This window comes from Variovorax gracilis, from assembly GCF_030317115.1.
In the GTDB taxonomy this organism is placed as follows: Bacteria; Pseudomonadota; Gammaproteobacteria; order Burkholderiales; family Burkholderiaceae_C; genus Variovorax; species Variovorax gracilis.
Map to the genome: position 1 here is coordinate 952,822 of NZ_JASZYF010000001.1, position 23,937 is coordinate 976,758.

Consider the following 23,937-nt stretch of genomic DNA (forward strand, 5'->3'; position numbering starts at 1 on the left):
TTTGTCTTTCCCTTAGCTCTTGACCGCTCCGGCCGTGATGCCACCGACCATGTAGCGCTTGAAGGTGTAGTAGATCGCTGCGGGCGGCAGCGCATAGATCAGTCCGGTTGCCATCAGCAGTTCCCACGGCGAATCGTCGGCCGCAAGGAAGTTGCCGAGCGCCACCGCCAGCGTCACGCTGCGATCGTTCGACAGCAGCAGGAAGGCGTAGAGGTATTCGTTCCACGCCAGCAGCAGCGCATAGGTGCCGACCGCGACCAGCGAGGGCACCATCAGCGGCAGGTACACCAGCCGGAAAAGCTGCAGCGGCGATGCACCGTCCATGCGCGCGGCTTCGTCCAATTCATACGGCAGCTTGTCGGAAGCCTGCTTGAGCACCCAGATGCAGTACGGGGACGCGATGGTCACCATCGCGAGGATCAGCGACCACTGGCTGTTGAGCAGGCCGTAGTTGCCCATGGTCTTGTACATCGGCACCGCCAGGAAGGCCGCGGGAATGAAGTAGGTGAAGAGCGCCATGTTCATCACCGTGCGCCCTCCCCGCAGCCGCAGGCGGCTGATCGCGAAGGCCGCGGTGGTCGCCACGAACAGCGTGATCGCTCCCACGGCGACGGCAATCAGCACCGAGTTGCCGAGTTGCACCCAGAAGTGATCCAGATAGAAGTGCCTCTGATGGAAGACGGTGCTGAAGTTGTCCAGCGTCGGTGACTTGGGCCACAGCCGGCCGCTCGTGGCCTCGCCCCGAGGCGAGATCGCAAACAGCACCATGTGATAGACGGGAATGATCGTCCACAGCAGGACAGGGATGCCGATCAGCAGGAGCTTGGCCTCGGTGCCGACGGACTTCAAGGTCCAGCGCTTCATGTCGCCCTCCCGCGGGACAGCGAGCACGCACAGTGAAGAGCTTGGGGGTTCATTTCGAGAGCCTCTTCATCATGAAGTACACGAGGGGCAGGATCAATGGCAATGCCACCACGATCGAAGCCATCGACAGGTCGACCTGGTCGAGCCGCAAGTACCGGATGCCCAGCGTGGCGAGCACGTGCGTCAGGTCAGCCGGACCGCCGCCGGTCAGCAGGTAGACGCTGTTGAAGTCGCCGAGCGTCCAGATCATCGACAGGATCAACGACGTGACGTACAGGGTGCGCAGTGCCGGCCAACTGATGAACTTGAACTTCTGCCACGAACTCGCGCCATCGACCGAAGCGGCCTCGTACTGCTCGGTCGGGATGGAAAGCCGGCCGGCCACCAGGATCAGCGTCCAGAACGGCAGTGACTTCCAGATGTGCATCAGCATCGCGAAACACAGCGCCAGCGTGGGGTCGTTGAGCCAGTTCGGACCGTCGAGCCCCGTCAAGTGAAAGATGGTGCTGTTGATCACGCCCCACTCCGGGTTGAGCATGAAGCGCACCGACAGAATCGTCGGAATCGAGGGCACCGCCCACGGCAGGATGAAAATCCCCGCGAGGACCTTGATCCACCAGCGCGACTGCACGAAGAATCCCGACAGCACCAGCGCCACCAGCATCTTGAGGTTGATGGCGACGACCAGGAAGATGATGGTGTTGATGACCGACCGGAAGAAGATCGGATCGGCGACCAGGTGCTCGTAGCTCTGCGGGTGGCGTGCCAGCCACAGGCCGTAGCACACCGGGTAGAGCACGAAGATCACGAACACCAGCAGGTAGGGAACGACCATCAGTCGCCCCCAGAACTGCCAGCGTCCGAGTTTGATGGCAGGTGTCGCGGCGGTGCCGGCCGCGGTCACGGCGCTTGCGGTGGAACTCATGGTCGGCTGCCGCGTCAGGTCAACGTGCGACCGTCTTGATGCGCTCGATCATCTCGTCGACCGCCTTGTCCACCGGCACCTTGTCGCTCACGACCCGGTTCATTGCCTTGGCCCACACGTTCTCGTTGTTGAGGATGGTGAACTTGTAGTTCTTCGTGAATTCGAAGGTCACCGTGCCGGCCGCGTACTGGTTGAACACCGACTTGCGATGCGAATCGGCCTGCCAGAACGGACTCGCCTGCCCTGCCTTTGTCACCGGGAACCAGCGGCCCAGCGAGCCTTCGACATATGGCGTGAGGTTTTCTTCCTGCATCAGGAAGGTCACGAACTCCTTGGCGCGTTGCTTGTTCTTGCCGTCCTTGAACACCACGCCGGTCTTCACGGCCGTGCGGTAGACCATCTTGCTGCCGTCAGGCTTGGACGGAAAGCCCGCCGTGCGGATGCGCTCGAAGTAGTTCTTCTTGGCTTCCTCGCGCTGCTCAGGGGTGAGCGATTGGTTGTTCGAATCGTCGAGCCACTTGGCCGGCAGCGAGATGGTCGCGTTGTGCGTCATCAGGGTCGTCTTGTTGTGGAAGGCGACGTTGTTGTCCGGATCCTTCCAGCTTGTGGAAGACGGCGGCGTGCAGCCCTTCTGGTAAGGCGTCACGTAGTCGGTCATGGCGCTGATCAGCCCTGCGCGCACCGAGGGATCGTCGACCAGCAGCTTGCCGCTGTCGTTGACCATCTTCACGTTGTACGCATCCGCGAAGGTGAGGAAGGAGTAGAACGAATCGCTCGAATCCACGCCCATTGGCATGCCCATGCCGAAGGTGCGCTTGCCGCTCTTCTGCCGGCTGGCGGGCTGCGCCTTCTCGCACCAGAACGACCAGTAGTCCTTCCAGGTGGTCGGAATGTCCGACTCCTTGAAGCCCGCCTCGGCCAGCATATCGAGCCAGTAGTTGATGTGCATCGTCTGCTGCTTGATCGGGAAGGCGTAGTAGGCCTTCGACTTCGTCTGGTCGTTGTAGAGGAAAGTGGTCTCGACCGTGTTCGGCGCGAAGCGCGCCTGCATCGGCCCGATCACGCTGCTGATGTCTTCCAGCTTGCCGTCGAAGGCCCACTTGCCCGTGACCTGGAAGTCGTAGACGTCGGCATAGGCGACGTCGGGAGGGCTGCCCGAATCGAGCGCGGAGACCGTCTTCGGAATCATGTCCTGCACCGGGTATTGCGACAGTTCGACCTTGACACCCTTGTGCTTCTCCTCGAACTTCTTGATGGCGGCGAACAAGGCCTCGTCCTCCGCCTTGTAGAAGCCCTTGACCCACCAGACGGTGAGCTTCTCCTGTGCCGATGCCTGGCCGGCGACGGCGAGGCCCAGGGCCATCAACGTCGGTATCACGAGTGCTTTGAGTTTCATGCTTCTGTCTCCTTTTTTTTGCAACGGGATGGCTCGATGAACGAGCAGAGGGTTGGGAATGTGAATGCGTGGACCGCCTCGGGCGAATTCAGGCGGCCTTGAGCGGCGGTGGCGGACGGCTCAGGCGCGGCAGGCGGCGGCGCGAACCGATCACCTCCTCGATGTCCTCGCGCGCGCCGTCGATGAGCTTGATGATGGCCCGCTCCGCTCGCGCCGGGTTGTGCGCGATCACAGCATCGAGCACGGCCCGATGCATGGGCAGCGACTGCGCAGGGCCGTCTTTCTTGACGGTGGAAATCTCGAAGCTCGTTCGCAGCAAGGCGTGCAGTGCCTTGCTCATCTGCGCCAGCATGCGATTGCGCGCGGCGCGCAGCAGGCCGTGATGAAAGCGCAGGTCGAAAGTGACATAGTCGCCGCCGAACTCCACGGCGTGCTTCATGCCGGCATAGGCCGCTTCGATCTCCTCGATGTCTTCCACCGTCGCCCGTTCGGCGGCCAGTCGCACGGCTGCCGGCTCGACCGCGCGACGCAAATCCTGCAGGTCGCGCAGGAACTCGGGCGTCAGGCCGGCTCGCGCCTGCCAGGTGATGACATCAGGGTCGAACCAGTTCCACTGGTCATCCGGCAGCACGCGGGTGCCGACCTTGGGGCCGGTGACGATCAACCCCTTGGCCACCAGCGACTTCACGGCCTCGCGCACCACGGTCCGGCTGACACCGAACTCCTCGCAAAGCAGAGGCTCGGCCGGCATCGGCGCACCGATTGCATAGCGGTGCGACACGATCGCTTCGCCCAGCAGGTCGAGCGTTCGGCCGTGGATGTTTTTCGTCATCGGCGCCTTCAGGCGTCCACTGGCGTGAGCAGGGGCTTGCCCGCAAAGTGCGCTCTCAGATTGTCGAAGGTCAACTGCCCCATCGCTTCGCGCGTCTGCTTCGTGCCGCTGCCGATATGCGGCGTCAGAACCACGTTGGGCATGGCGCGCAACTCCTCGGGCACGTTGGGCTCGTTGACGAACACGTCGAGTCCGGCACCTGCGATGACGCCGTCGCGCAGCGCATCGATCAGCGCCGGTTGATCCACGACGCTGCCTCGCGCCACGTTGATGAGATAGCCATCGGGGCCGAGGGCCTTGAGCACGCGGGCGTCGATCATCCCGCGCGTGCCCGCGCCGCCGGGGGTGATCACGATCAGGAAGTCGACCGCAGCCGCCAGCGACGCCGCATCGGGGTAGTACGTGTAGTTGAGATTCGCGCGCGGGGAGCGTGCCGTGTAGGCAATTTCCATCTTGAATGCAGCAGCGCGATCGGCGATCGCCTGGCCGATGCGGCCTATGCCCACCACACCGAGTCGGCCACCCGTGACCTTGCGGCTCAGCGCAATCGGTCCGTTCGGCCACTCGTTCGAACGCACGAAGCGATCTGCCTGCGGAATGCGACGCGCCACGGCGAGCATCAGTCCGATCGCGAGATCCGCCACGTCGTCGTTGAGCACTTCGGGCGTATTGGTCACGGGCACGCCACGTTCGTGCGCAGCGGCGACGTCGACACCGTCGTAGCCCACGCCGAACACCGAGATCACCTCGAGCGCCGGCAACTGCGCGATCAGCTCGCGCGGCACCTTGGCTTCACCATTGGCAACCACGCCGCGGATGCGCGGTGCGACGCCGGCGAACGCGGCGGGGTCGCTCGCGTGGATGCGGTCATGGATGGTGTATTCGCGGCGCAGCGCTTCCATGAGAAAGGGCATCAGCGGGGCGACGACCAGCAGCTCCGGCCGTGCGGAGGTATTGGCTTCGGTCATGCCTTGATCCCCAGCTTCTGCACGAGCTGCTTGAAGTATTCGTGATCGCGCTGCATTGCCTGCCCGAAGGCTTCGGCATCGAGGTACGCGAAGCCGAGGTTGAGCTTTTCGAGCTGTTCGCGAAGCATGGGCTCCTCGGCCGCCTTGCGCGCTGCCGTGCGCAGCGTGGTCACGATCTCGGGCGGCGTGGCCTTGTGCACGGCCAGGCCGCGCCAGGTGCCGATCGACAGGTCGATGTTGCGCTCCTTCAAGGTCGGAACCTTGTCGAAGGCCTTCAGACGCTGGTCGGCCATGACCGCGAGCATCTTGAGCTTGCCGCCCTGTACGTGCGCCGCCACTTCGCCAGGGCTCACCGCGACCGCATCGATGTGGCCGCCGAGGAGCGCCACCACGCCGGGCGCCGCGCCTTGGTAAGGCACATGATTGAACTTGACGCCGGTCTTGTCTTCGAGGCCCGCAGCAGCGAGATGCCAGATCGAACCGTTGCCGGAATTGCCGACCTTCATTTCACCGGGCTTCGCCTTGGCCGCGGCCAGGAACTCCTCGATGGTGTTCCAAGGCGCCTCGGTGCGCACCGTGATGGCGGATGGGTCGGCATTGAGCCGCGCAACGGGTTGGAAGTCCGCGTAGGTGAACTTCGAAAGACCGAGGTGCGGAAGAATCACGAGCTCCGCGATCACGACGCTCACCTTGTAGCCGTCGGGCTTGCCGTTGAGCACATCGCTCATGCCCACCACGCCGCTGGCGCCCGGCTTGTCGTTCACGACCATGGGCTGCGGGAAGTGCTTCTTGACGGCTTCCGAGAAGGCGCGTGCAAGCGCATCGGTGCCACCACCGGCGGACGCCGGCACCACGAGTTCCACGGGCTTGGTCGGGAAGTCGTTGGCTCTCACCGAGAAAGCCACGGGCAGCATCGCCGCGGCACCCAGGCCCTGCAGCATGCGCCGGCGCCTTGCGTTCATCGAATGGGGCATGGAAATGTCTCCTGCTAAACCGGCTTCGAGGTCGAATCGTCTCTCGACAACGCCAGTCTGCAGCGCCGTCGATTCAAATCATATGATGATTGAATTCGATGCCCGGCAGGACAAACCCTGATGGTCAGGTCATGGCGATAGGGGTGCGCTTTCGCGCGCCGCGCAATCAGCCTTGCGGCGCCCGCGCCCTCGCGCGCTCCACGAAGCGACCCGCGCGCGCACCTGTTGCGCGGTCCCTGGCGGTGTAGCTCAACACACCGTTGACCCACACGCGCTCGATGCCTACGCTCAACTCGCGCGGCTGTTCGAAGGTCGCACCGTCCTTCACGCGCAGCGGATCGAACAGCACCACGTCGGCCATGTAGCCGGCCTTGATCAGTCCTCGCTCTCCGATGCGGAAGCGCGCCGCAGACATGCCCGTCATCTTGTGGATCGCTTGTTCCAGCCGCAGCAAGCCCTTCTCGCGCCAGTAGCTGGCAAGCACGCGCGGAAAGGCGCCCCACAGGCGCGGGTGCGGCCGCTCATCGTGCGGCAGGCCATCGGAGCCGATCATCGAGAGCGGGTGCGTCATCACGCGCTGCACGTCGTCCTCGCGCATCTGGAAGTAACAGGCGTTCCCGGGTTTCAGGCGCACAGCGGCTTCCTTCTGTGACACACCCCACTCCGCCGCGATGTCCGCGAGGTAGCGCCCGCCAACCTCGGGATGCGGCTGGCTGCCGGTGATGAGGATGTCGATGATGCCGTCCACAAGATCCTCGCGCAGCACCGTGGAGCCGGCGGTGTAGGGGTACACGTCCATGCCGATCTCCTGGCCGCGCGCCAGCTCTTCGATCAGGGGCAGAGTCTCGCGTGTGCGGCCCCAGTTGTCCGGGCCTGCGCACTTGTGGTGCGAGATGACGAGCGGCAGGCCGGACTGCCGAGCGGTCAGCGCGGCTTCCTGAAGGGCCGGAAGGATGCCGGCCAGTTCGTCTCGAATGTGAGTCGCATACACACCGCCATTGCGCGCGGCAACGCTGGCCACCGCGACAAGTTCGTCGACGTCGGCCGCATAGGCTTCCTCGTAGAACACACCTGAAGACAGGCCAAGCGCGCCCGCATCCATGGCTTCCTGCATGTCGGCTGCCATCGCAGTGCGCTCGGCTTCGTTGGCGGCGCGATCCAGCGCGGGCATGTGGCGCATGCGCAGCGCGGTGTGCCCTAGCAGCGCCGCGACATTGACGCCAGGCCGGGCCGCATTCACCGCGTCGGCATAGGCGCGCATCGTGGCATGGCGAAACTGCCCGCGGCCCAGCAGCGAGAGCGGCGCCGCGGGCGAATCGGTCACGACGGGTGCGAGCGAGATGCCGCAGTTGCCGACGATCACCGTGGTGACGCCCTGCGACAGCTTGGGCAGCATGTCGGCCTTCTCGATGGCCGCAGCGTCGTCGTGCGTGTGCACGTCGATGAAACCGGGTGCAATCACCAGGCCAGTGCAATCGACTTCCAGCGCGGGGCCGCGATCGCGAAGGGACGCCAGCAATTCGGGCGGCGTCGCACCGGGTGCGGCCACGGACGCAATGCGCTCGCCGACCAGCAGCACGTCACCGAGCCACCCCGGGCTGTCGCTGCCGTCGACGATCTGGCCGCCCTTGAGCAGCGTGGGCTGGGTGTCTTGCATCGTCATGGCCTCTCGTCGTTGGTCTCCGTGGCGCCTGAGTACTCGGCGCTGTCGAAGCCGTGCTTGTGCAGCAGTTGCTTGAACTGCTGCAGACCGCGCGTGGCGACCGGGCCGAGCTTCTGGGCGAGCCGCACCATCAGGATCTCGATCACCACGAGGTGCGCAAGATACGCCTCGGTGCCGACGCGCATCACCGCGTCTTGCGGCACCGACACCGCAAGCACGAGATCCGCCATCTCGGCCAGTTGCGTATCGGGCTGCGTCAGCGCCACCACGGTGGCACCTTGCGATCGGGCAAAGCGCGCCGCCTCCAGCGTGTAGGGCATGCGCCCCACGTGCGAGATGACGAAAGCCACCCCGTCGGGCCCCAGCGTGCTGGCCGAGACCAGTTGCTGGTGGGCGTCGAAGATGGCATTGGACGTGCACCCGAGCCTGAACAAGCGGCTTTGCAGTTCGCTCGCCATGAAGGTGGATGCCGCACCCACCGAATAGCAATCGATGCGCCTGGCAGCGGCCAGCCGGTTCGCGACTTCATCGAGCACGGCGACGTCGATACGCCGGCCCAGTTCGGTCAGCGACGATACCGCCGCATGGATGATCTTGCTGGCGACGTCGCCCGCGCTGTCTTCCGCCAGCACGCTGCGGTGCAGGTACGAGCCCGTGACCGCGAGATCCTGCGCCAGCGCCAGCATGAATTCGCGCACCGACTCGAAGCCGAAGCTGCGACAGGTCCGCACGATGGTCGGCATCGAGACGCCGGCTTGCTGCGCCAGTTGCTCCACCGTGGCGGCGACGGCGGCGCGAGGGTCTTCGAGCACGCATTGCACGACGCTGCGCTGCGCGGCTGGCAGTTCGGGCATGCGCTCACGCAGGCGCTGCAGGAGATGGGCTGCGGAGTCGTTCATCGAAAGCCCTAGAAGCGCGTGCTGATGGCGCCGGTCACGGCCCCGTCATCCTCGACGAGCGCGAGCCAGCGCCACTTGTCGAAGGTGGTGCAAGGGTGCGAGATGCCCAGCGCGACGCGGTCGCCGACCTGCGGCACCGGGCCGTTCGGGTCGAACCGCAGATACGCATGCTGGTCGTTGAGCGCGCTGATCGTCCAGTCGGCAGGCACCTCGACGGCCGTGCGCCCTCCGCGCGGCGCGTGGCGCATCGGAATCGGCATTTCGAGATCATAGGAAATGTCGCGGCGACCGCAGGTCAACAGCGCCAGGCCTGGCTCAGGGACCGACTGCACCATCGCCCAGACTTCAAGCGCGGCGCGCAGGGATTCATCCAGCCCCTCCCGCTGCTCGACCTGCTTCAGGAAGCGCGCGTAGTTGCCGTTGTCGTGCGTGATGTAGCAGCCCGAACGCAGCACGCCCTGCACGGGCCGCGAGAGACCCTGCGCGCGAAGCAGCGGCACGACGAGGTCGAACACCGCCGAGCCGCCGGCCGTCAACATCACGGTGTCGTCACAGAAGAGGTTCTCCGCATCGCAGGCACGCGCAGTCTCGAGCACGCGGTTGACAAGCGCAGTGACCTCGCGCGCGTCATGCTCACTGTCGCAGCGAGCGAGACCGCCTTCGTAGCATTCGATGCCGCCGAGTTGCACCACGTTCGAGCGCGAGATGGAAGCGGCCAGCGTGAGCGCCTCTTCCAGCGTGCGGCAGCCGGTGCGTTGGCCGGGAATGCCGATCTCGATCAGCACGTCGAAGCAGCGCCTGCACTGACGGCGCTGCGCCCAGTCCTCGATCAGCGCCAGTTGCTCAAGCGAGTCGACCAGGAACCAGACGCGCAGGTCGTTGTGCCCGGCGAGCAGCATGTCCAGTCCGTCGAGGTCAGCGTCGCACACGACCTGGTTGGCGATGATCGCGCGCCTTGCGCCCGCCTCCACGCCGACAGCAAGTTGATAGATGGTCGCGAAGGTCAGGCCCCATGCACCGCCGGCCAACTGCTGCGCGAAGAGTTCAGGTGACATGGTGGTCTTGCCGTGCGGCGCCAGCGTCACGCCCTTGCGGCGCGCGTAGGCCTGCATCCACGCAATGTTGTGAGCGAGCGCCGAGCGGCGGATGACGGCGAGCGGATACGACAGGTCGTCGGCCAGCACGTTCCATCCCTTCTGGCCGATGTCGGCAGCGCGGCATGGTGCGGCCTCGAGCGGATAGCTCTTGCTGCGATGGTCCAGGATGAACTCTTCTGTCATGTGTATCCCTCTGTTGGATGTTCTTGATGATGGGCCACGGCCGCGCAAAGATCAAAGGTCGTTACGCCAGCAGGCATGCCAGTGTCCAGGCCGAACTTCGCGAAGTTGCATGTCGGCACTGGCGCAGCGGTCCTCCGCGAGCGGGCAGCGCGTCCGAAAGACGCAACCCGAAGGCGGGTTTGCAGGACTGGGCACGTCGCCCTGCAGCAGCGGCACGACGCGCCGCTGCGCCGGGTCGGGAATGGGCGCCGCCGCCAGCAGCGCGCGGGTGTACGGATGCTGCGGATGGGCGTAGAGCGAATGGGTCGGCGCGACCTCCATCACGCGGCCGAGGTACAGCACCACGACGCGGTCACACAGGTACTCCACGACGTCGAGGTCGTGCGAGATGAACAGCAGCGTGAGGCCCAGTTGTTCCTTCAGTTCTCCCAGCAGGTTGACGACCTGCGCCTGGATCGACACGTCCAGCGCCGACAACGGCTCATCGGCCACGATGAACTGCGGCTCCACCGCCAGCGCACGCGCGATGCCGATGCGCTGGCGCTGTCCACCCGAGAACTCGTGCGGAAACCGATCCGCATGTTCGGGGCGCAGGCCGACCTGCTGCAGCAACTGCTCGATGCGCGGTTTGCGGGCCGCGCCCTTGGCCAGACCATGGGTGTCGAGCGCTTCGGCCAGCACGTCGCGAATCCGCATGCGCGGATTCAGGCTGGCGTACGGGTCCTGGAAAATGATCTGGACCTTGGAGCGCAGCGGCCGGAACTGCGATTGCGACAGCCCCGCCAGATCCTGCGGTGCTGCATCCGTGCCGTGCGGCCGATACAGCATCTGACCATCGGTGGGGTCGACCAGCCGCGTGAGCAGACGGCCGATGGTGCTCTTGCCCGAGCCCGATTCGCCGACCAGGCCCAACGTCTCGCCCTTGCGGATGGTGAAGCTCACGTCGTCCACCGCGCGCACGGGATGCTTGCCCTTGCCGAAGTGCTTGCGCAGGTTGCGAATCTCGAGCAGGTTGTCGCTCGCCAGCGTCGAAGTCGTCATGCCGCCTGCTCCTCGATGTATCCGATGCAGCGCACCATGCGCTGGCCGCCTGCCGATTCGAGCAACGGCATCCGCGAATCGCAAACCTCCCGGCGAAACGAACAACGTGGCGCGAAGGCGCAGCCCGGAGGCGGCGCGAGCGGGCTCGAAACCTGGCCTGGAATCGCCACCAGTTGCGGCCGCTTGCCGGCCATGGCGGCGGGCGCACCACGACGTCGCGCCACGCCCGGCAGGCAGGCCAGCAGGCCGCGCGTGTACGGATGGTCCGGCCGCGCAAAAAGATCGTGCACGCGCGCCGACTCCACGATGCGCCCCGCATACATCACGGCGACGGCATCCGCATACTGCGCCACCACGCCGAGGTTGTGCGTGACGAACAGCATGCTCATGCCGGTTTCCTTCTGCAGCCGGCCCATCAGCGCGAGAATCTGCGCCTGGATCGTGACGTCGAGCGCGGTGGTCGGCTCGTCGGCGATCAGCAGCGTCGGGTTGCATGCCATCGCCAGCGCAATCATCACGCGCTGCCGCATGCCGCCGGAAAGCTGATGCGGATATTCATGGACCCGCTGGGCGGCGGCCGGGATTTCCACCAGTTCCAGCATGCGCTGCGCATGTGCGAATGCCGCCTTGCGATCCATCTTGAGATGCAGGCGCACCGACTCCGCAATCTGCTCGCCGATGGTGAGCACCGGGTTGAGGCTGGTCATGGGCTCCTGGAAGATCATGCCCAACTCGTTGCCGCGCAGTGCGCGCTTCTCGGCCTCGGGCATTTCGAGCAGGTTCACCCGGCGGCCGTCGCGACGCACGAACCACGCCTCTCCCTGCACCTGCGCGTGCGAAGTCTTCGCGTGCAGGCCCATCAGCGTCAGGCTGGTGACGGATTTGCCCGACCCCGATTCGCCCACCAGCGCCAGCGTTTCGCCGGGCCGGATCGCGAAGGACACGTCGGCCACGCTCTGGATGCGGCCTGCCTCGGTGGCGAAGGACGTGGACAGCCCTTGCACCTCCAGGCGCGGGATCGTAAGGGTGTGGGTGTTCATGCGGCCTTCCTCAGCTTGGGATCGAGCAGGTCACGCACGCCATCGCCGAGCATCTGCAGAGAGAGCGCGGTCAGCACGATGGCGAGGCCTGGGCAGAAGATCGTCCAGAAAGCCTTGTCGGCGTACTCGAGGCTGCCGGCGATCATGGTTCCCCAGGTCGGAATGTCGGGCGGCACGCCGACACCCAGGAACGACAACCCGGCCTCGGCCAGGATCGCGTACGCGAAGATGAAGGTCACTTGCACGAGGATCGGCGACATCAGGTTCGGCAGGATGTGCTTGCGCAGGATGCTCGGCGTTCGCACACCGAGCGCGCGCGCCGCATCGACGAAGAGCAACTCGCGCAGGACGAGCGTGGTGGCGCGCACCACGCGTGCGACGCGCGGCGTGTAGACGATGACCAGCGCGAGCATGACGTTCCACAGCGACACGCCGAGGATCGACACCAGCGCGATGCCGAGCAGAATGTCGGGGAAGGACATCATCGCGTCGACCACGCGCATCATCGGCGCGTCGAGCCGGCGGAAGAAGCCGGCCAGCATGCCCATCAGCGTGCCCAGGAGCACGGCGCCCGCGGCGGTGACAAAGCCGATCAGCAACGAGTAGCGCGCGCCGTGCACGATGCGCAGCATGACATCGCGGCCGAGCTCGTCGGTGCCGGCCCAATGGACCCAGGATGGCGCGTGCAGACGGTTGCCGATCTCGATGGCGCCCGGGTCGGCATCCGAGATCCACGGATAGATCACCGCCACGCCCACCACGAGCAGCAACACCAGCGCCGCGGCCAGCACGACCTTGCGCGAGAAAAGGCGACGCGCGATCGGCATTGCACCACCGAAAAGGGAGAAGATGGCCGCTTTCATTTGGACTCCAGCCGGATGCGCGGATCGACCAGCGTGTAGATGAAGTCGACGCCGAGATTGATGAACACGTAGATCGCGGCGATCACCAGGAGCGTGCCCTGGATCACCGGGTAGTCGCGCCTCAGCACTGCACGCACCACGAGATTGCCGACGCCAGGCAGGTTGAAGACGGTTTCCGTCACCACCGTGCCGCCGATCATCAGCGCGAGCGTGAGGCCCAGCACGGTGACGATGGGCACCAGCGCATTGCGCAGCACGTGCTTGACCATGATCACGCGCTCCGGCAAGCCCTTGGCGCGCGCGGTGCGCACGTAGTCCTCGCCGAGGATGTCGAGCATCGAGGCGCGCGTGAAGCGGATGATGAGCGCCGAGTTCAGCAGGCCCAGCACCAGCGCGGGCAGCAGCAAGTGGTGCAGCCGCTCATGCAGCGAAGCGCTGGGGTCCCCATAGCCCGAGGTCGGAAACCACCCCAGCTTGACCGCGAAGAACTGGATCAGGATCAGGCCGAGCCAGAAGCTCGGAATGCTGGCGCCGAGCATCGCCACGCCACTCACGGCCTGGTCGGCCGCGCTGCCTCGCCAGATGGCAGCCGCCATGCCGGCGGGAATGCCGATCAGCGCAGCGATGCTGACAGCGAACAGCGCGAGGAACATCGTCGGCTCCGCGCGTTCCATCAACGCCTGAGCCACCGGGCGCTGGAGAAACAGCGACTGGCCCAGGTTGCCCTGAAGCAGTTCGCCCACCCACAGCACGAACTGCGTCGGCAAGGGCTTGTCGAGTCCGTACTGGATACGGGCCTGGGCGATGTCCTCGGTGGTCGCCTGGTCGCCGAGCAGCAGGGCGACCGGGTCGCCCGAAGCCAGGCGCGTCAGCGCGAAGACCAGCACCGCGACGATGGCGAGCACCACCACCGCCCCCGCCAGGCGGGTGAGCAAGAAACGCAGCATGGGAAGAGTTCGCAGGGTTTACTTGGCGAGGCCGGTGTTCCAGAAGAACGGCCAGATCGCGGGCGTGTAGCCCTCCAGCTTGGCCGATCGGGCGGACAGGCTGTTGAACTTGCCGACTTCGATGAAGGGCACTTCGTCATACACGGTCTGCTGCACCTGGCCCCACAGTGCGCCGCGCTTGGCGCCATCGGTCTCCTGGTTGAAAGCGGTGAGCGTCGCCTTCTTGGCCGGCGTTTCCCACCAGCCCGGCGCGCCGTCGCCCAGTTGCGGCGGCGAGAGCATCGGCTCGGGGAAGAGGCCCGAATGCGTGAAGTAGACATCCCACAGCTTGGCGTCGTTGCGGCGCTGCACCAGCGTGGCCCAGTCGACCACCTGCAAATCGGTCTTGAAGCCGGCCTTCTTGAGTTGCTCCGACATCACGAGCGCCATGTTGTAGTGGAACTCGTACTGGCGGCTCGCCATGATGCGCACCGGCTGGCCGTTGTAGCCGGCCTTGGCCGCGAGATCCTTGGCCGTCTGCGGATTGCGGGTGTTGTAGGCGTTCGTGCCGGCAGCCGAATAGTAGGGCGTGCCCTTCGGGAAGAAGTTGGGCTCGACCACGAAGAAGCGGTTGTCGCCGAAGCCGGCGGCCATCAGTTCGCCCTGCCCCACGGCGGTCTGCACCGCGCGGCGCAGCGGCTGCGATGCCAGGACGCCCTCCTTGGTGTTGAACACGATGTAGGGGAAGCCGAAATTCTTGGTCACGATCGGCACCACGGCCGGCGCGCCCTTCTCGATGCGGCCCACCGCCTCGACCGGGAGCAGGTCCGCGTACTGGAACTGCCCCGACAGCGAACCTTCGACGCGCGTGTTCGCATTGGGCACGGGCACGAAGCGCAGCTCGTCGAGCAAGGCTTCGCGGCGGCCGGCATAGCCGCTCGGCGCCTCCTTGCGCGCGGTGTAGCCGTCATGGCGCACGAGCACGGTGAACTGGTCCGGGCGGCGTTCCTTGAACTTGTAGGGGCCGGTGCCGATGAATTCCTTCAGTTGCGGCGCGATGCTCTCCTTGGCCATGATCGCGGCCATGCCACTGGGCAGCGCCAGTTGGGCGAGCAGCGGCGCATAGGGGTTCTTGAGCTTGAGCTCGACGCTCTGCGGGCCCTTGGCCGTGAGCGACGCGACTTCCTTGCCCACGGACTTGCCGCGCGGCGAGAGTTCCATCCAGCGCTGCAGCGAAGCCACGACGTCATCGGCATTCAGGTCCCGGCCGTTGTGGAGCTTGACGCCCTTGCGGATCGCGATGGCGTAGGTCAGGCCGTCCTTGGAGACCACCGGCATGGCCTCCGCCAGCATCGGTGCCACGTTCCAGTTGGCATCGAAGGTGTAAAGCGGTTCGTAGACGTGCTGCATGATCGTGCCGACCAGGTCCGCGGTGCTGATCATCGGGTCCAGGCCCTGCGGCTCGCCGACCATCGCCAGATTGGCGGCGCCGCCCTTGGCAGGTTCGGCGACTGCGGCCGAAGGCAACAGGCCGAACGCGACGGTTGTAGCGAGCGCACCGGCGACGATTCGCCATCGCGATGCGCGCACCGGGTTCAGTTGAGAAAAACCAGATGTCGGTAAAGTGATGGCGGTTGTTTGCATCGCGGCTCCATGAGTAATAAAATTACATCGCCGATCGTATTTCTCGCGATTTACCATGTCAAACAGGGGTTTACCCTGCCATTTCATGTAATTTCATTACACATTCATCACCATGTCCAAAGTTGAAATGCTCGGCCAGTCGCCGATTGCCTCCGATCGGCAGGCACGCCCCCTCTCGCCCGCCACCCGCGCGGGCGATTTCGTTTTTGTTTCCGGGCAGGTCCCGACTGACGATCAGGGCCAGGTCATCGTCGGCGGCATCGAGGCGCAGACGCGCCAGGTGTTCAAGCGCATCGAGCAGGCGCTGGCCCTGGCCGACTGCACGCTGGCGGACATCGCCAAGGTCAGCGTGTGGCTCAACGACGCACGCGACTTCGGCAGCTTCAACCGGGTCTACATGGAATGCCTGGGCGACCACCGTCCTGCACGCTCGACCGTCGAGTCGCGCCTCATGATCGACGCGAAGGTCGAGATCGACGTGACCGCATACAAGCCGAGAGCCAGCTGACATGAGCCACGCCCGCCTGGTTGCCGTCGATTGGGGCACGAGTTCGCTGCGCGGCGCGCTGCTCGACGCCGATGGGCGGGTGCAGGAAGAACAGAGCCATTCGCGCGGCATCCTCACCGTGAAGCACGGCGGCTTCACCGAGGTGTTCGAAACGCTCTTCGGCGAATGGATGCGTCCTCAGGGCACACGCTGCCTGATCTCGGGCATGGCCGGCAGCAAGCAGGGCTGGGTCGAGGCGCCCTACTGCGCGTGCCCTGCCGGTCTGGTCGAAGTGCGAAACAAGATCCTCGAGATCGAACCCGGCCGCATCTCGATCGTGCCGGGCTTGAGCGACTCGCACGACGGCGTGCCCGACGTGATGCGCGGCGAGGAGGTCCAGATCTTCGGCGCGATGGCGCTGACCGGCATCCACGACGGCCTGTTCGTGTTGCCCGGCACGCACAACAAGTGGGCCCGCGTGAAGAAGGGCATGGTGACGGGCTTCCGCACCTTCATGACCGGCGAGTTCTATGCGGTGCTGAGCCAGCACTCGATCCTCTCGCGCACCATCGACACCTCGGCGCCGCTGGACGAAGCCGCCTTCCTGCAAGGCGTGACGCAGTCCGACAACGGCCAGGGCCTTCTTCACAACGCCTTCGGTGCACGCACGCTCTCGCTGTTCGACCGCATGCCTGCGCGCGAGTTGTCGAGCTATCTCTCCGGCATCCTGATCGGTGAGGAACTGAGGACGCAATCGGTCCACGCTGCTGCCGAGGTCGTGCTGATCGGCACACCCTCGCTCACCCAGCGCTACACGCTGGCCTTGCAGGCATCCGGCACCCAGGCGAAGACGCTGGGCGCCGAAGCCACCTGGGCTGGCCTGCACGCCCTCCACTCACCGAGCCACAGAAAACAATGACCACGCCCGTCGACAAATTCTCCGGCGCGATGCGCCAGTTGCCGCTCGTCGCGATCCTGCGCGGGCTGACACCGGCCGAGGCACCGGCAGTCGGCGACGCGATCGTCGAAGCCGGCTTCCTGCTGCTTGAAGTGCCGCTCAATTCGCCGCAACCGCTCGACAGCATTGCGCTGATGCGCCAGCGCTTTCCGGATGCACTGGTTGGCGCGGGGACGGTCCTCAGCGCGCAGCAGGTGCGCGAGGTGCATGCCGCGGGTGGCGAACTCATCGTCGCGCCGAACTTCAATGCCGAGGTGATCGCGGAAGCAGCGCGGCTCGGCCTCGTGAGCCTGCCGGGCGTCATGACGCCGACCGAGGCCTTCGGTGCACTGGCCGCGGGCGCCACGGGGCTCAAGCTGTTCCCGGCGGAACTGGCTTCACCCGCCGTCGTGAAGGCGCTGTTGGCCGTGCTGCCCAAGGGAACGCCGCTGATGCCGGTCGGCGGTATCACGCCCGACAACATGGACGAATGGCGCGCAGCCGGTTCCGCTGGATTCGGCATCGGATCGGCGCTGTACAAGCCCGGCAAGACCGCAGATGACGTGCGTGAGGACGCACTGCGTTTTGTCTCCGCTTTCGCCGGCACGCTGCGCGCCTGACCACGGCTTTCGTCCACGCAACCTTTGATCGATTCGCCATGCCCGCAGACTCCGATTACGCCAGCCCCGCCGTCCGCACCCTGCGCGAGGACCTTGCGCTCGCGCTGCGCGCGGCCGCGCACCACGGGTTGTCAGAAGGCGTGTGCAACCATTTCAGCGTGGCATTGCCGGGCGCGCAAGACCGCTACCTGATCAACCCGCGCGGCCTGCACTGGAGCGAGATCGGCCCCGACGACATCGTGCTGATCGACGTGCATGGAGAAGTGCTCGCGGGCCGGCACCGGGTCGAGCCGACTGCCCTTTTCATCCATGGCGCGGTGCATCGCATCACGGGCCATGCGGTCGTGCTGCATTGCCACATGCCCTATGCCACGGCGCTCACGCTGACGGCAGACCGCGCGCTCGACCCCACCCTGAGCCAGAACGCGATGCGCTTCATGAACCGGATCGCGATCGACGCCAACTACAACGGCCTGGCGCTCGATGACCGGGAAGGCGAGCGCATCGCGAACGCCATGACGGGCAAGGATGTGGCCTTCCTGGCGAACCATGGCGTGATCGTGGCCGGCGGGCGCATCGCGCACGCGTATGACGATCTTTACTACCTCGAGCGTGCTTGCCTTCACCAGGTGATCGCGCAATCGACCGGCCGACCGCTGGTGCCGGTCGATGCCGCGCTTGCCGCACACGTGGCAGCGCAGATACAGGGAGAGCGCGAGCAGTCCGACCTGTTCTTCGCAGCGCTGCGGCGCTTGTTGCCTGCGCCGGCGAGACGGTAGGCCTCAGCGCTTGAACTTGCCGTCGCTGATGATCGAGAGATCGGCGAAGTCGATGCCCGAGTGGTCCGTGGGCGAATAGCTGACCTCGAGCCCGCCGAGGTCGTAGTTGCGGATGGTGTCCAGTGCCGCCACGACCCTTGCGCGTGTCGGCTTCGGTCCCGCGCGGCGCAAGGCCTCGACCAGCACCTTGGCCGAGGCGAATCCTTCCAGCGCAGCGGGCGAGAGTTCGTTCTGGCCCTTGGCACGCGCCAGGCTCAATGCCTCCTTGACCATCGGCTGCCCGATCGAGCGTTCGTTGGGGAACACCTGCGTCACGATCACGCTGCTGCTGGCTTCGCCCAGTTGCTTGATGAAGCCCGACGAAGCGTTGTTCGACAAAGTGACGACCTGCGCCGCGGAACCGGCCGCGCGCAACGCCTTCACGCCGTCGACCACCGCGAGTCCCGAACCGATCCACACCACGGCCTGCGCGTTGGCGGCGGTGAGCTTCGGCACGATCGATGCATAGTCGGGCTTTTCGCGGTCGGCCGGCGCCAGCGCCGCCGGCGTGGCGCCCGCCTTCTTGAAGCCGGCCATCGCGCCTTCCAGGGCATCCTGGCCGAAGGAATCGGTGACGTAGACCACGCCGATCCGCGTCATGCCGATGGTGAGCAGGTGCTGCACCGCCTTCTCGGCCTCGCGCTGGTAGGTGGACCGCACGTTGAACACGTTCTTCTGTACCGGCTTGTGCAGCACCATCGCGCCGGTGGAGGGCCCGATGAGCGCCACGTCGTACTTGTCGAGCCAGGGGATGATGGCCTGCGAATGCGGCGTGCCGCGGCTCATGAAGAGCGCGACCACCTTCTTCTCCTCGATCAGCACCCGTGCATTCTCGCTCGCACGCTTCACGTCGAAGGCGTCATCCATGCGCAGGATTTCGATCTTCTCGCCGTGAATGCCGCCCTGGGCGTTGACCGCATCGATGACCAGCTTGGCGCCGCCAATGGTCTCGTTCACGCTTGCAGCCACCGAGCCGGTCATTCCGGCGGTCTGGCCGATCAGGATCTGTGCTGCAGCATTGGCCGCGCCGAGCGCCAGCAGACCCGCAGCGCAGAGCACGCGCACGTTTTTCATCAGGAACCTTTCGAGGAAGGGCGTTCAGAACGCCCGGGAAAAAGTGTTCCGATTTGTAAACAGGCTCCGCCCAAACCCTATGCGTGGAAACCCCCGAAAAGTCCCGCAACACGCGCATTAGCTCGCCGCGTACGGCGGCGTGTCAGTCGAAAGTCCCTGTTTCACCTGCCGCGTCAACGCATCGGCCAGCACTTCGAACTGCCCCGCTTCCAACGCGGCCAGCGTCTGCGCAACCACGTCGTCCGGCGACGCCTTCGGACCCGGCACCTTGCTCGTCATGTCGGTGTCCATGAACGCAACGTGCAGGCTGAGCACCTGCGTGCCCTGTTCACGCAATGCATTGCGCAATCCATTGCTCAACGACCACGCTGCCGATTTCGACGCGCTGTACGTGGCCGCGCCCGGCAGGCTGAGCCAGCTCAGGATCGACAGCACATTCACGATCGCGCCGCCGCCGTTCGATTTCAGCGCCGGCGCGAAGGCCCGGCTCACCGCCCACGGGCCGAAGAAATTGGTTTCGAACTCGGCTCGCGCCAGTTCGAAGGCATCCGCCGTGTCGAGCAGGTTCACGCCGCGCGAGATGCCCGCGTTGTTGATCAACAGCGTGACGTCACCGCACTCGCGGGCTGCCGCTTCCACCTGTTCGGGCCGCGTGACGTCCAGCGCGATGGGATGCACCCCGGCCAGCGTGATGCTCTTCGGATCGCGCGCGGCCGCGTACACCTTCCTCGCACCGGCCGCGACCGCGGCCTTCGCAAAGGCAAGGCCCAACCCACGGTTGGCGCCGGTGATGAAAACGACGGAGTCTTTGACTTTCATGGTGACCTTTCGGATGTCTGGAACTGGATCAGGAGGGTTGAAAACGGCGCAGCAAGCTGGATGTCGTGCGCGGCCAGCCGACGCGTCCGAACCAGGCGCCGCCCGCGATGGCCGAAGCGATGACGACGCCATACACCACCAGCGCCACGCCTTGCATGACAAACACATGCACCAGCGCGCCGCCCCAGCGCAATGCGAGCCAGCCGCCGAGCCCGGCGACGATCAGGCGGGCGATGTTGCCCATGACCGGCCACAGCAATCGGCCCGCACCCTGCGACGCGAAGTACAGCACCAAACCGAGCCCGAAGAAACCGTAGAACGGCCCCACCGCGCGCAGGTACTGCGAACCCGCTTCGAGCATTGCGGGATCGCTGCCGAACAACATCAGCCATGGCCGCGGGAACAGCGCGGCAACAAGGCCGATCGAGCCCGAGAGCGCGAAAGCAATGGCGGCACCGGCCCATGTGGCACGCAAGGCGCGCTCTCTCTGGCCCGCGCCGATGCAGGTGCCGACCATCGCGACCAGCGGCGCGCCCAATCCGAACACCAGTGGGACGAGCAGGTACTCGAGCCGCGAAGCAGTGCCGTAGCCCGCAATCGCGCCGGGACCGAAATGACCCGACAGCGCCGTCGCGATGCCGATCGACAGATTGGTCGCGACCGTGGACACGGAGCCCACGAGGCCGATGCGCAGGATGTCGCTGAACAGCGGCCAGCGAAAACGCGCCTTGGCCCACGACGGCTTCAGCAGGCTGCGCTCGGACCGAAGGTAGGTCCACAGCGCAATCGATCCGCCCAGGTAGTAGACCAGCAACGCCACTGCTCCGCCCGCGATCCCGAGACCCGGGATCGGACCCCAGCCGAAGATCAGGAGCGGAGACAGCGGAACGAGAACGACCACCCCTGCCACGGTCACGTTGGCCGGCACTGCCATGTTGCCCGTGCCCCGAATGACCGCTGCCAGCGAGTTGAAGATCCACACCAGCACGGCGCCGGCGAAGACCACATGCGAGTACGTCAATGCCGCATCCAGCGACGCTCCGGTCCCGCCCATGAGCGCATAGAGCCAGCGCCCGCCGATGAGCAGCGCGAACATGAAAAGCAGCCCGAACCCGATGGCGATCGCGATCGCGTGAAACACCAGCGAGTCCGCGTCGTCGCGGCGGCGTGCGCCGAGCGCGCGGGCTATGGAGGACGCAATGCCCCCACCCATGGCGCCCGCCGAGGTCATCTGCATCAGCATGACGATCGGGAAGACCAGCGCCATGCCGGCCAATGCATCGGTGCCCAGCTTGCCGACGAAGTAGGTTTCGATCAGGCCGACCGAAGCCTGGGCAACCATCACCAGCACATTGGGGGCGGCGAGGCGCAGCAGCGTCGGAACGATCGGCGCTTCGAGCAGGCGCTGCGTGCGCGGGTCCACGGCGCGGTTCATGCCGCGGCCTTTGCCATCAGCGCCGGCCGCGATTCGCGAATCGGCAGATTGATCAGTGCGGCACCAGCAGCCAGCGCGATGTCGATGTACCAGACGATGTCATAGCTGCCCGTCGCCTGGAACACATAGCCGCCGAGGAAGGCGCCAAGGAACCCGCCGATCTGGTGAGCCAGCATCACGATGCCGAACAGCATCGCCATGTTGGCGGGGCCGAACATCTTGGCGACGAGTCCCGCGGTCGGCGGTACGGTCGAAAGGAAGGTCACGCCCATCACTGCGGCGAAGACCAGCATGACGGTCGGCGTCTTCGGTGCGAGCAGGAAGATCAGGACCGCGATGCCGCGCGTCGCGTACACCAGCGCCAGCAGCGACTTCATGCGCCAGCGGCCGACGGCCCAACCCATCAGGAGGCTGCCCACGATGTTGAAGAGGCCGATCATCCCGAGCGCCCAGCCGCCCACCTCGGGGGGCAATCCGCAGGCTGCGACCACGCCGGGAAGGTGCGTTGCGAGGAAGGCGACGTGAAAGCCGCACACGAGAAATCCGAGGCTCAGGTAGCGATAGCTCGGCGTGCCGACGGCCTGGCTGATAGCTTGGCGCGCCGTGAGCGGCTTCGCGCCGCTGGCCGCCGCGGACTGGGCTGCCAACTGGTTCGAATTGCCCTTGAGAACGAACACCGCCGGCAGCGCCAGCAGGATCAACACGGCCAGCCATTGCATCGCGCTCGCCCAGCCGACGGCGGCCATCAGGCCGATCGCGATGGGCGCCATGGCGAACTGGCCGAAAGAGCCGCCTGCGTTCACCACGCCGGTGGCCAGGCCCCGCTTGTTTGCGGGCACGAGGCGCGTGGTGGCCGCCATCAGCACGGAGGGGCCCGCCATGCCTGCGCCACCTGCAGCCAGCACGCCGATCGCGAAGATCAGCCCGGCCGTCGAACTCATCAGCGGCGTGATGAAAGTGCCGAGCGCCACCAGCAGCACGCCCAGGAAGATCACACGCCCCGTGCCGATGCGGTCGGCGACCGCACCTGCGAAAGGCTGCGTCAGCCCCCACCACAACTGCCCGAACGCGAACGCGAGGCTGATGCTGCCAATGCCGAGTCCCGTGGATGTATTGAGCGACGAAAGGAAAAGCCCCATCGTCTGCCGCACGCCCATGGTCAGCGCGAAGGTGCCGGCCGCAGCCAGCAGCACCAGCCACACGGCGTACCGCGCAACGGGCGTAGTGCCCGCGGTGGTCTTGTCATTCATCGAAGTCTCCAGGTTCGGCATCGCCGGTGGCGTGCAGCAGTTCCATGCTCTCGTCGATCAGCGCGTGCAGCGCGATGACGCGTTCGACGCCCAGCACTTCATTCAGCTTTTGCTGAGCGGTGCGCCAGTGGCGCTGCGCCTCCGCGCGCTTCTCGCGGCCCTCGTCCGTGATGGAGATCAGCCGGCTTCGCGCATCCGGACCTTCGCTTTGCGTGATCCAGCCCGCCGCGATCACGGGCTTGAGGTTGCGCGTCAGCGTCGAGGCCTCGATTCCCATGGCCTCCGCCAGATCCACCGGCCGCAGCGGCCCCAGGTGAAGGACGTGCGACAGCAGCGAGTACTGCGTCGTCTTGAGCCCGCTCTTGGCGACCTCCGCGTCGTAGTGGCGGGCGAGCTGGCGCATCAGGCGCCGCAGCCGGAAGTTGGTACAGCCTTGCGGCTTTGCGATAGCATCCATGTCGATTATTGTAGCTACAATCATTGCATATGCAACTCTTAAAGGGAATTGAATGACATCGACGGATCAACTGGCCGCGTGGATCGCTGAAGAAGACGCCATCAACGAACGTCTGAACGCGGGGCCCGGCCCTGGCGTCGCCCGGCCCGAGCAGATCGCCGGCAAGACCGGGCTGGAAATGATGCAGGCGATGCTGCGAGCGGAGATTCCCTATGCAGCCATCGCCAAGACCTTGCACTTCCAACTGGTCGAAGTCGATCTTGGCAAGGCGGTGTTCCAGGGCACGCCGCGCGCGGAGCACCTGAATCCGATGGGCGGGATCCACGGCGGCTGGTTTGCCACCCTGCTCGATTCCGCGCTCGGCTGCGCCGTCCACACCATGATGCCGGTGGGACGCGGCTACACGACGGCCGAACTGAGTGTGAATCTGGTGAAGGGCCTCTCTCCCAAGGTGCAACGCGTGCGCGCCGAAGGCAAGGTGATCCATTGCGGACGGCAACTGGCCACCGCCGAGGCACGGCTGGTGGGCGCCGACGGCACTTTGTATGCACATGCCACGACGACCTGTCTGGTGTTCGAGATGCCGAACCGCTGAGGCGGGTTTGCGACCAATGGCCCCTGCCTTGTACGTGGATAAGGCGGGGGCAGCTTCTGCGACAGTGATAATTATTCTCATCGGCGCGCGCAATCCGCACCGATGCCTTCCATTTGACTGTCCCGGGAGA

At 65.7% G+C, this 23,937-nt stretch carries 24 protein-coding genes; 5 read left to right on the forward strand and 19 right to left on the reverse strand.

Annotated elements, in window-relative coordinates; translation table 11 throughout:
• Positions 1 to 12 precede the first annotated feature (12 nt).
• The 14 genes from QTH97_RS04550 to QTH97_RS04615 all read right to left on the reverse strand — a co-directional run bounded on the left by QTH97_RS04550 (position 13) and on the right by QTH97_RS04615 (position 15,315).
• Positions 13 to 864: a carbohydrate ABC transporter permease gene (locus QTH97_RS04550; RefSeq protein WP_286566864.1), complete on the reverse strand. Its 852-nt coding sequence runs from the start codon at positions 862 to 864 to the stop codon at positions 13 to 15.
• A 49-nt stretch (positions 865 to 913) separates the two neighbouring features.
• Complete coding sequence (locus tag QTH97_RS04555) at positions 914 to 1,789, reverse strand: carbohydrate ABC transporter permease (RefSeq protein WP_286566865.1); 876 nt, start codon at positions 1,787 to 1,789, stop codon at positions 914 to 916.
• A gap of 19 nt (positions 1,790 to 1,808) precedes the next feature.
• Entirely contained in the window at positions 1,809 to 3,185 is a 1,377-nt protein-coding gene (locus tag QTH97_RS04560; protein WP_286566866.1) for an ABC transporter substrate-binding protein, read from the reverse strand.
• Between the two features lie 88 nt (positions 3,186 to 3,273).
• Complete coding sequence (locus tag QTH97_RS04565; protein ID WP_286566867.1) at positions 3,274 to 4,017, reverse strand: FadR/GntR family transcriptional regulator; 744 nt, start codon at positions 4,015 to 4,017, stop codon at positions 3,274 to 3,276.
• Between the two features lie 8 nt (positions 4,018 to 4,025).
• Complete coding sequence (locus tag QTH97_RS04570; RefSeq protein WP_286566868.1) at positions 4,026 to 4,985, reverse strand: 2-hydroxyacid dehydrogenase; 960 nt, start codon at positions 4,983 to 4,985, stop codon at positions 4,026 to 4,028.
• The gene (locus QTH97_RS04575) at positions 4,982 to 5,959 is read right to left on the reverse strand and encodes a Bug family tripartite tricarboxylate transporter substrate binding protein (RefSeq protein ID WP_444813371.1); all 978 of its coding nucleotides are present in this window, start codon (positions 5,957 to 5,959) and stop codon (positions 4,982 to 4,984) included. Before QTH97_RS04575 ends, QTH97_RS04570 begins: the two co-directional genes overlap by 4 nt.
• A gap of 166 nt (positions 5,960 to 6,125) precedes the next feature.
• Positions 6,126 to 7,616, reverse strand: a complete 1,491-nt coding sequence (locus tag QTH97_RS04580; RefSeq protein WP_286567104.1) for an N-acyl-D-amino-acid deacylase family protein — start codon at positions 7,614 to 7,616, stop codon at positions 6,126 to 6,128.
• Between the two features lie 2 nt (positions 7,617 to 7,618).
• The gene (locus tag QTH97_RS04585; protein ID WP_286566869.1) at positions 7,619 to 8,521 is read right to left on the reverse strand and encodes a MurR/RpiR family transcriptional regulator; all 903 of its coding nucleotides are present in this window, start codon (positions 8,519 to 8,521) and stop codon (positions 7,619 to 7,621) included.
• 8 nt (positions 8,522 to 8,529) lie between these two features.
• Entirely contained in the window at positions 8,530 to 9,801 is a 1,272-nt protein-coding gene (locus tag QTH97_RS04590) for an amino acid deaminase (RefSeq protein WP_286566870.1), read from the reverse strand.
• 51 nt (positions 9,802 to 9,852) lie between these two features.
• Entirely contained in the window at positions 9,853 to 10,842 is a 990-nt protein-coding gene (locus QTH97_RS04595) for an ABC transporter ATP-binding protein (protein ID WP_286566871.1), read from the reverse strand.
• On the reverse strand, positions 10,839 to 11,882 hold the full coding sequence (locus QTH97_RS04600) for an ABC transporter ATP-binding protein (RefSeq protein ID WP_286566872.1): 1,044 nt from the start codon (positions 11,880 to 11,882) through the stop codon (positions 10,839 to 10,841). The genes QTH97_RS04595 and QTH97_RS04600 overlap by 4 nt, the downstream gene beginning before the upstream one ends.
• On the reverse strand, positions 11,879 to 12,745 hold the full coding sequence (locus QTH97_RS04605; protein ID WP_286566873.1) for an ABC transporter permease: 867 nt from the start codon (positions 12,743 to 12,745) through the stop codon (positions 11,879 to 11,881). The genes QTH97_RS04600 and QTH97_RS04605 overlap by 4 nt, the downstream gene beginning before the upstream one ends.
• Positions 12,742 to 13,692 (reverse strand): ABC transporter permease, encoded by a 951-nt coding sequence (locus QTH97_RS04610; RefSeq protein ID WP_286566874.1) that lies wholly within the window; start codon positions 13,690 to 13,692, stop codon positions 12,742 to 12,744. The genes QTH97_RS04605 and QTH97_RS04610 overlap by 4 nt, the downstream gene beginning before the upstream one ends.
• Before the next feature lie 18 nt (positions 13,693 to 13,710).
• Positions 13,711 to 15,315, reverse strand: a complete 1,605-nt coding sequence (locus tag QTH97_RS04615) for an ABC transporter substrate-binding protein (RefSeq protein ID WP_286566875.1) — start codon at positions 15,313 to 15,315, stop codon at positions 13,711 to 13,713.
• Between the two features lie 112 nt (positions 15,316 to 15,427).
• Between QTH97_RS04615 and QTH97_RS04620 the strand changes: the two genes are divergently transcribed.
• The 4 genes from QTH97_RS04620 to QTH97_RS04635 are packed head-to-tail and all read left to right on the forward strand — an operon-like array spanning position 15,428 to position 18,138.
• On the forward strand, positions 15,428 to 15,823 hold the full coding sequence (locus QTH97_RS04620) for a RidA family protein (RefSeq protein WP_286566876.1): 396 nt from the start codon (positions 15,428 to 15,430) through the stop codon (positions 15,821 to 15,823).
• A 1-nt stretch (position 15,824) separates the two neighbouring features.
• Positions 15,825 to 16,721, forward strand: a complete 897-nt coding sequence (locus QTH97_RS04625; RefSeq protein WP_286566877.1) for a 2-dehydro-3-deoxygalactonokinase — start codon at positions 15,825 to 15,827, stop codon at positions 16,719 to 16,721.
• Positions 16,718 to 17,359 carry a 2-dehydro-3-deoxy-6-phosphogalactonate aldolase gene (locus tag QTH97_RS04630; protein WP_286566878.1) on the forward strand — a complete coding sequence of 214 codons (642 nt, stop codon included), beginning with the start codon at positions 16,718 to 16,720 and terminating at the stop codon, positions 17,357 to 17,359. The genes QTH97_RS04625 and QTH97_RS04630 overlap by 4 nt, the downstream gene beginning before the upstream one ends.
• Positions 17,360 to 17,397: 38 nt before the next feature.
• Positions 17,398 to 18,138: an aldolase gene (locus tag QTH97_RS04635; RefSeq protein WP_286566879.1), complete on the forward strand. Its 741-nt coding sequence runs from the start codon at positions 17,398 to 17,400 to the stop codon at positions 18,136 to 18,138.
• A gap of 3 nt (positions 18,139 to 18,141) precedes the next feature.
• Here the strand turns inward: QTH97_RS04635 and QTH97_RS04640 are convergent, their stop codons facing one another.
• The 5 genes from QTH97_RS04640 to QTH97_RS04660 all read right to left on the reverse strand — a co-directional run bounded on the left by QTH97_RS04640 (position 18,142) and on the right by QTH97_RS04660 (position 23,212).
• Entirely contained in the window at positions 18,142 to 19,251 is a 1,110-nt protein-coding gene (locus QTH97_RS04640; RefSeq protein WP_286566880.1) for an ABC transporter substrate-binding protein, read from the reverse strand.
• Positions 19,252 to 19,368: 117 nt separating this feature from the next.
• A complete protein-coding gene (locus tag QTH97_RS04645; protein WP_286566881.1) occupies positions 19,369 to 20,070 on the reverse strand; it encodes an SDR family oxidoreductase in 702 nt (233 codons plus the stop codon).
• 28 nt (positions 20,071 to 20,098) lie between these two features.
• Positions 20,099 to 21,505 (reverse strand): MATE family efflux transporter, encoded by a 1,407-nt coding sequence (locus QTH97_RS04650; protein WP_286566882.1) that lies wholly within the window; start codon positions 21,503 to 21,505, stop codon positions 20,099 to 20,101.
• On the reverse strand, positions 21,502 to 22,755 hold the full coding sequence (locus tag QTH97_RS04655; RefSeq protein WP_286566883.1) for an MFS transporter: 1,254 nt from the start codon (positions 22,753 to 22,755) through the stop codon (positions 21,502 to 21,504). The genes QTH97_RS04650 and QTH97_RS04655 overlap by 4 nt, the downstream gene beginning before the upstream one ends.
• Positions 22,748 to 23,212 carry a MarR family winged helix-turn-helix transcriptional regulator gene (locus tag QTH97_RS04660; RefSeq protein ID WP_286566884.1) on the reverse strand — a complete coding sequence of 155 codons (465 nt, stop codon included), beginning with the start codon at positions 23,210 to 23,212 and terminating at the stop codon, positions 22,748 to 22,750. The genes QTH97_RS04655 and QTH97_RS04660 overlap by 8 nt, the downstream gene beginning before the upstream one ends.
• 52 nt (positions 23,213 to 23,264) lie before the next feature.
• On the opposite strand from QTH97_RS04660, the gene QTH97_RS04665 reads away from it, so the two are divergent.
• Positions 23,265 to 23,807 (forward strand): PaaI family thioesterase, encoded by a 543-nt coding sequence (locus QTH97_RS04665; protein WP_286566885.1) that lies wholly within the window; start codon positions 23,265 to 23,267, stop codon positions 23,805 to 23,807.
• Positions 23,808 to 23,937 lie beyond the last annotated feature (130 nt).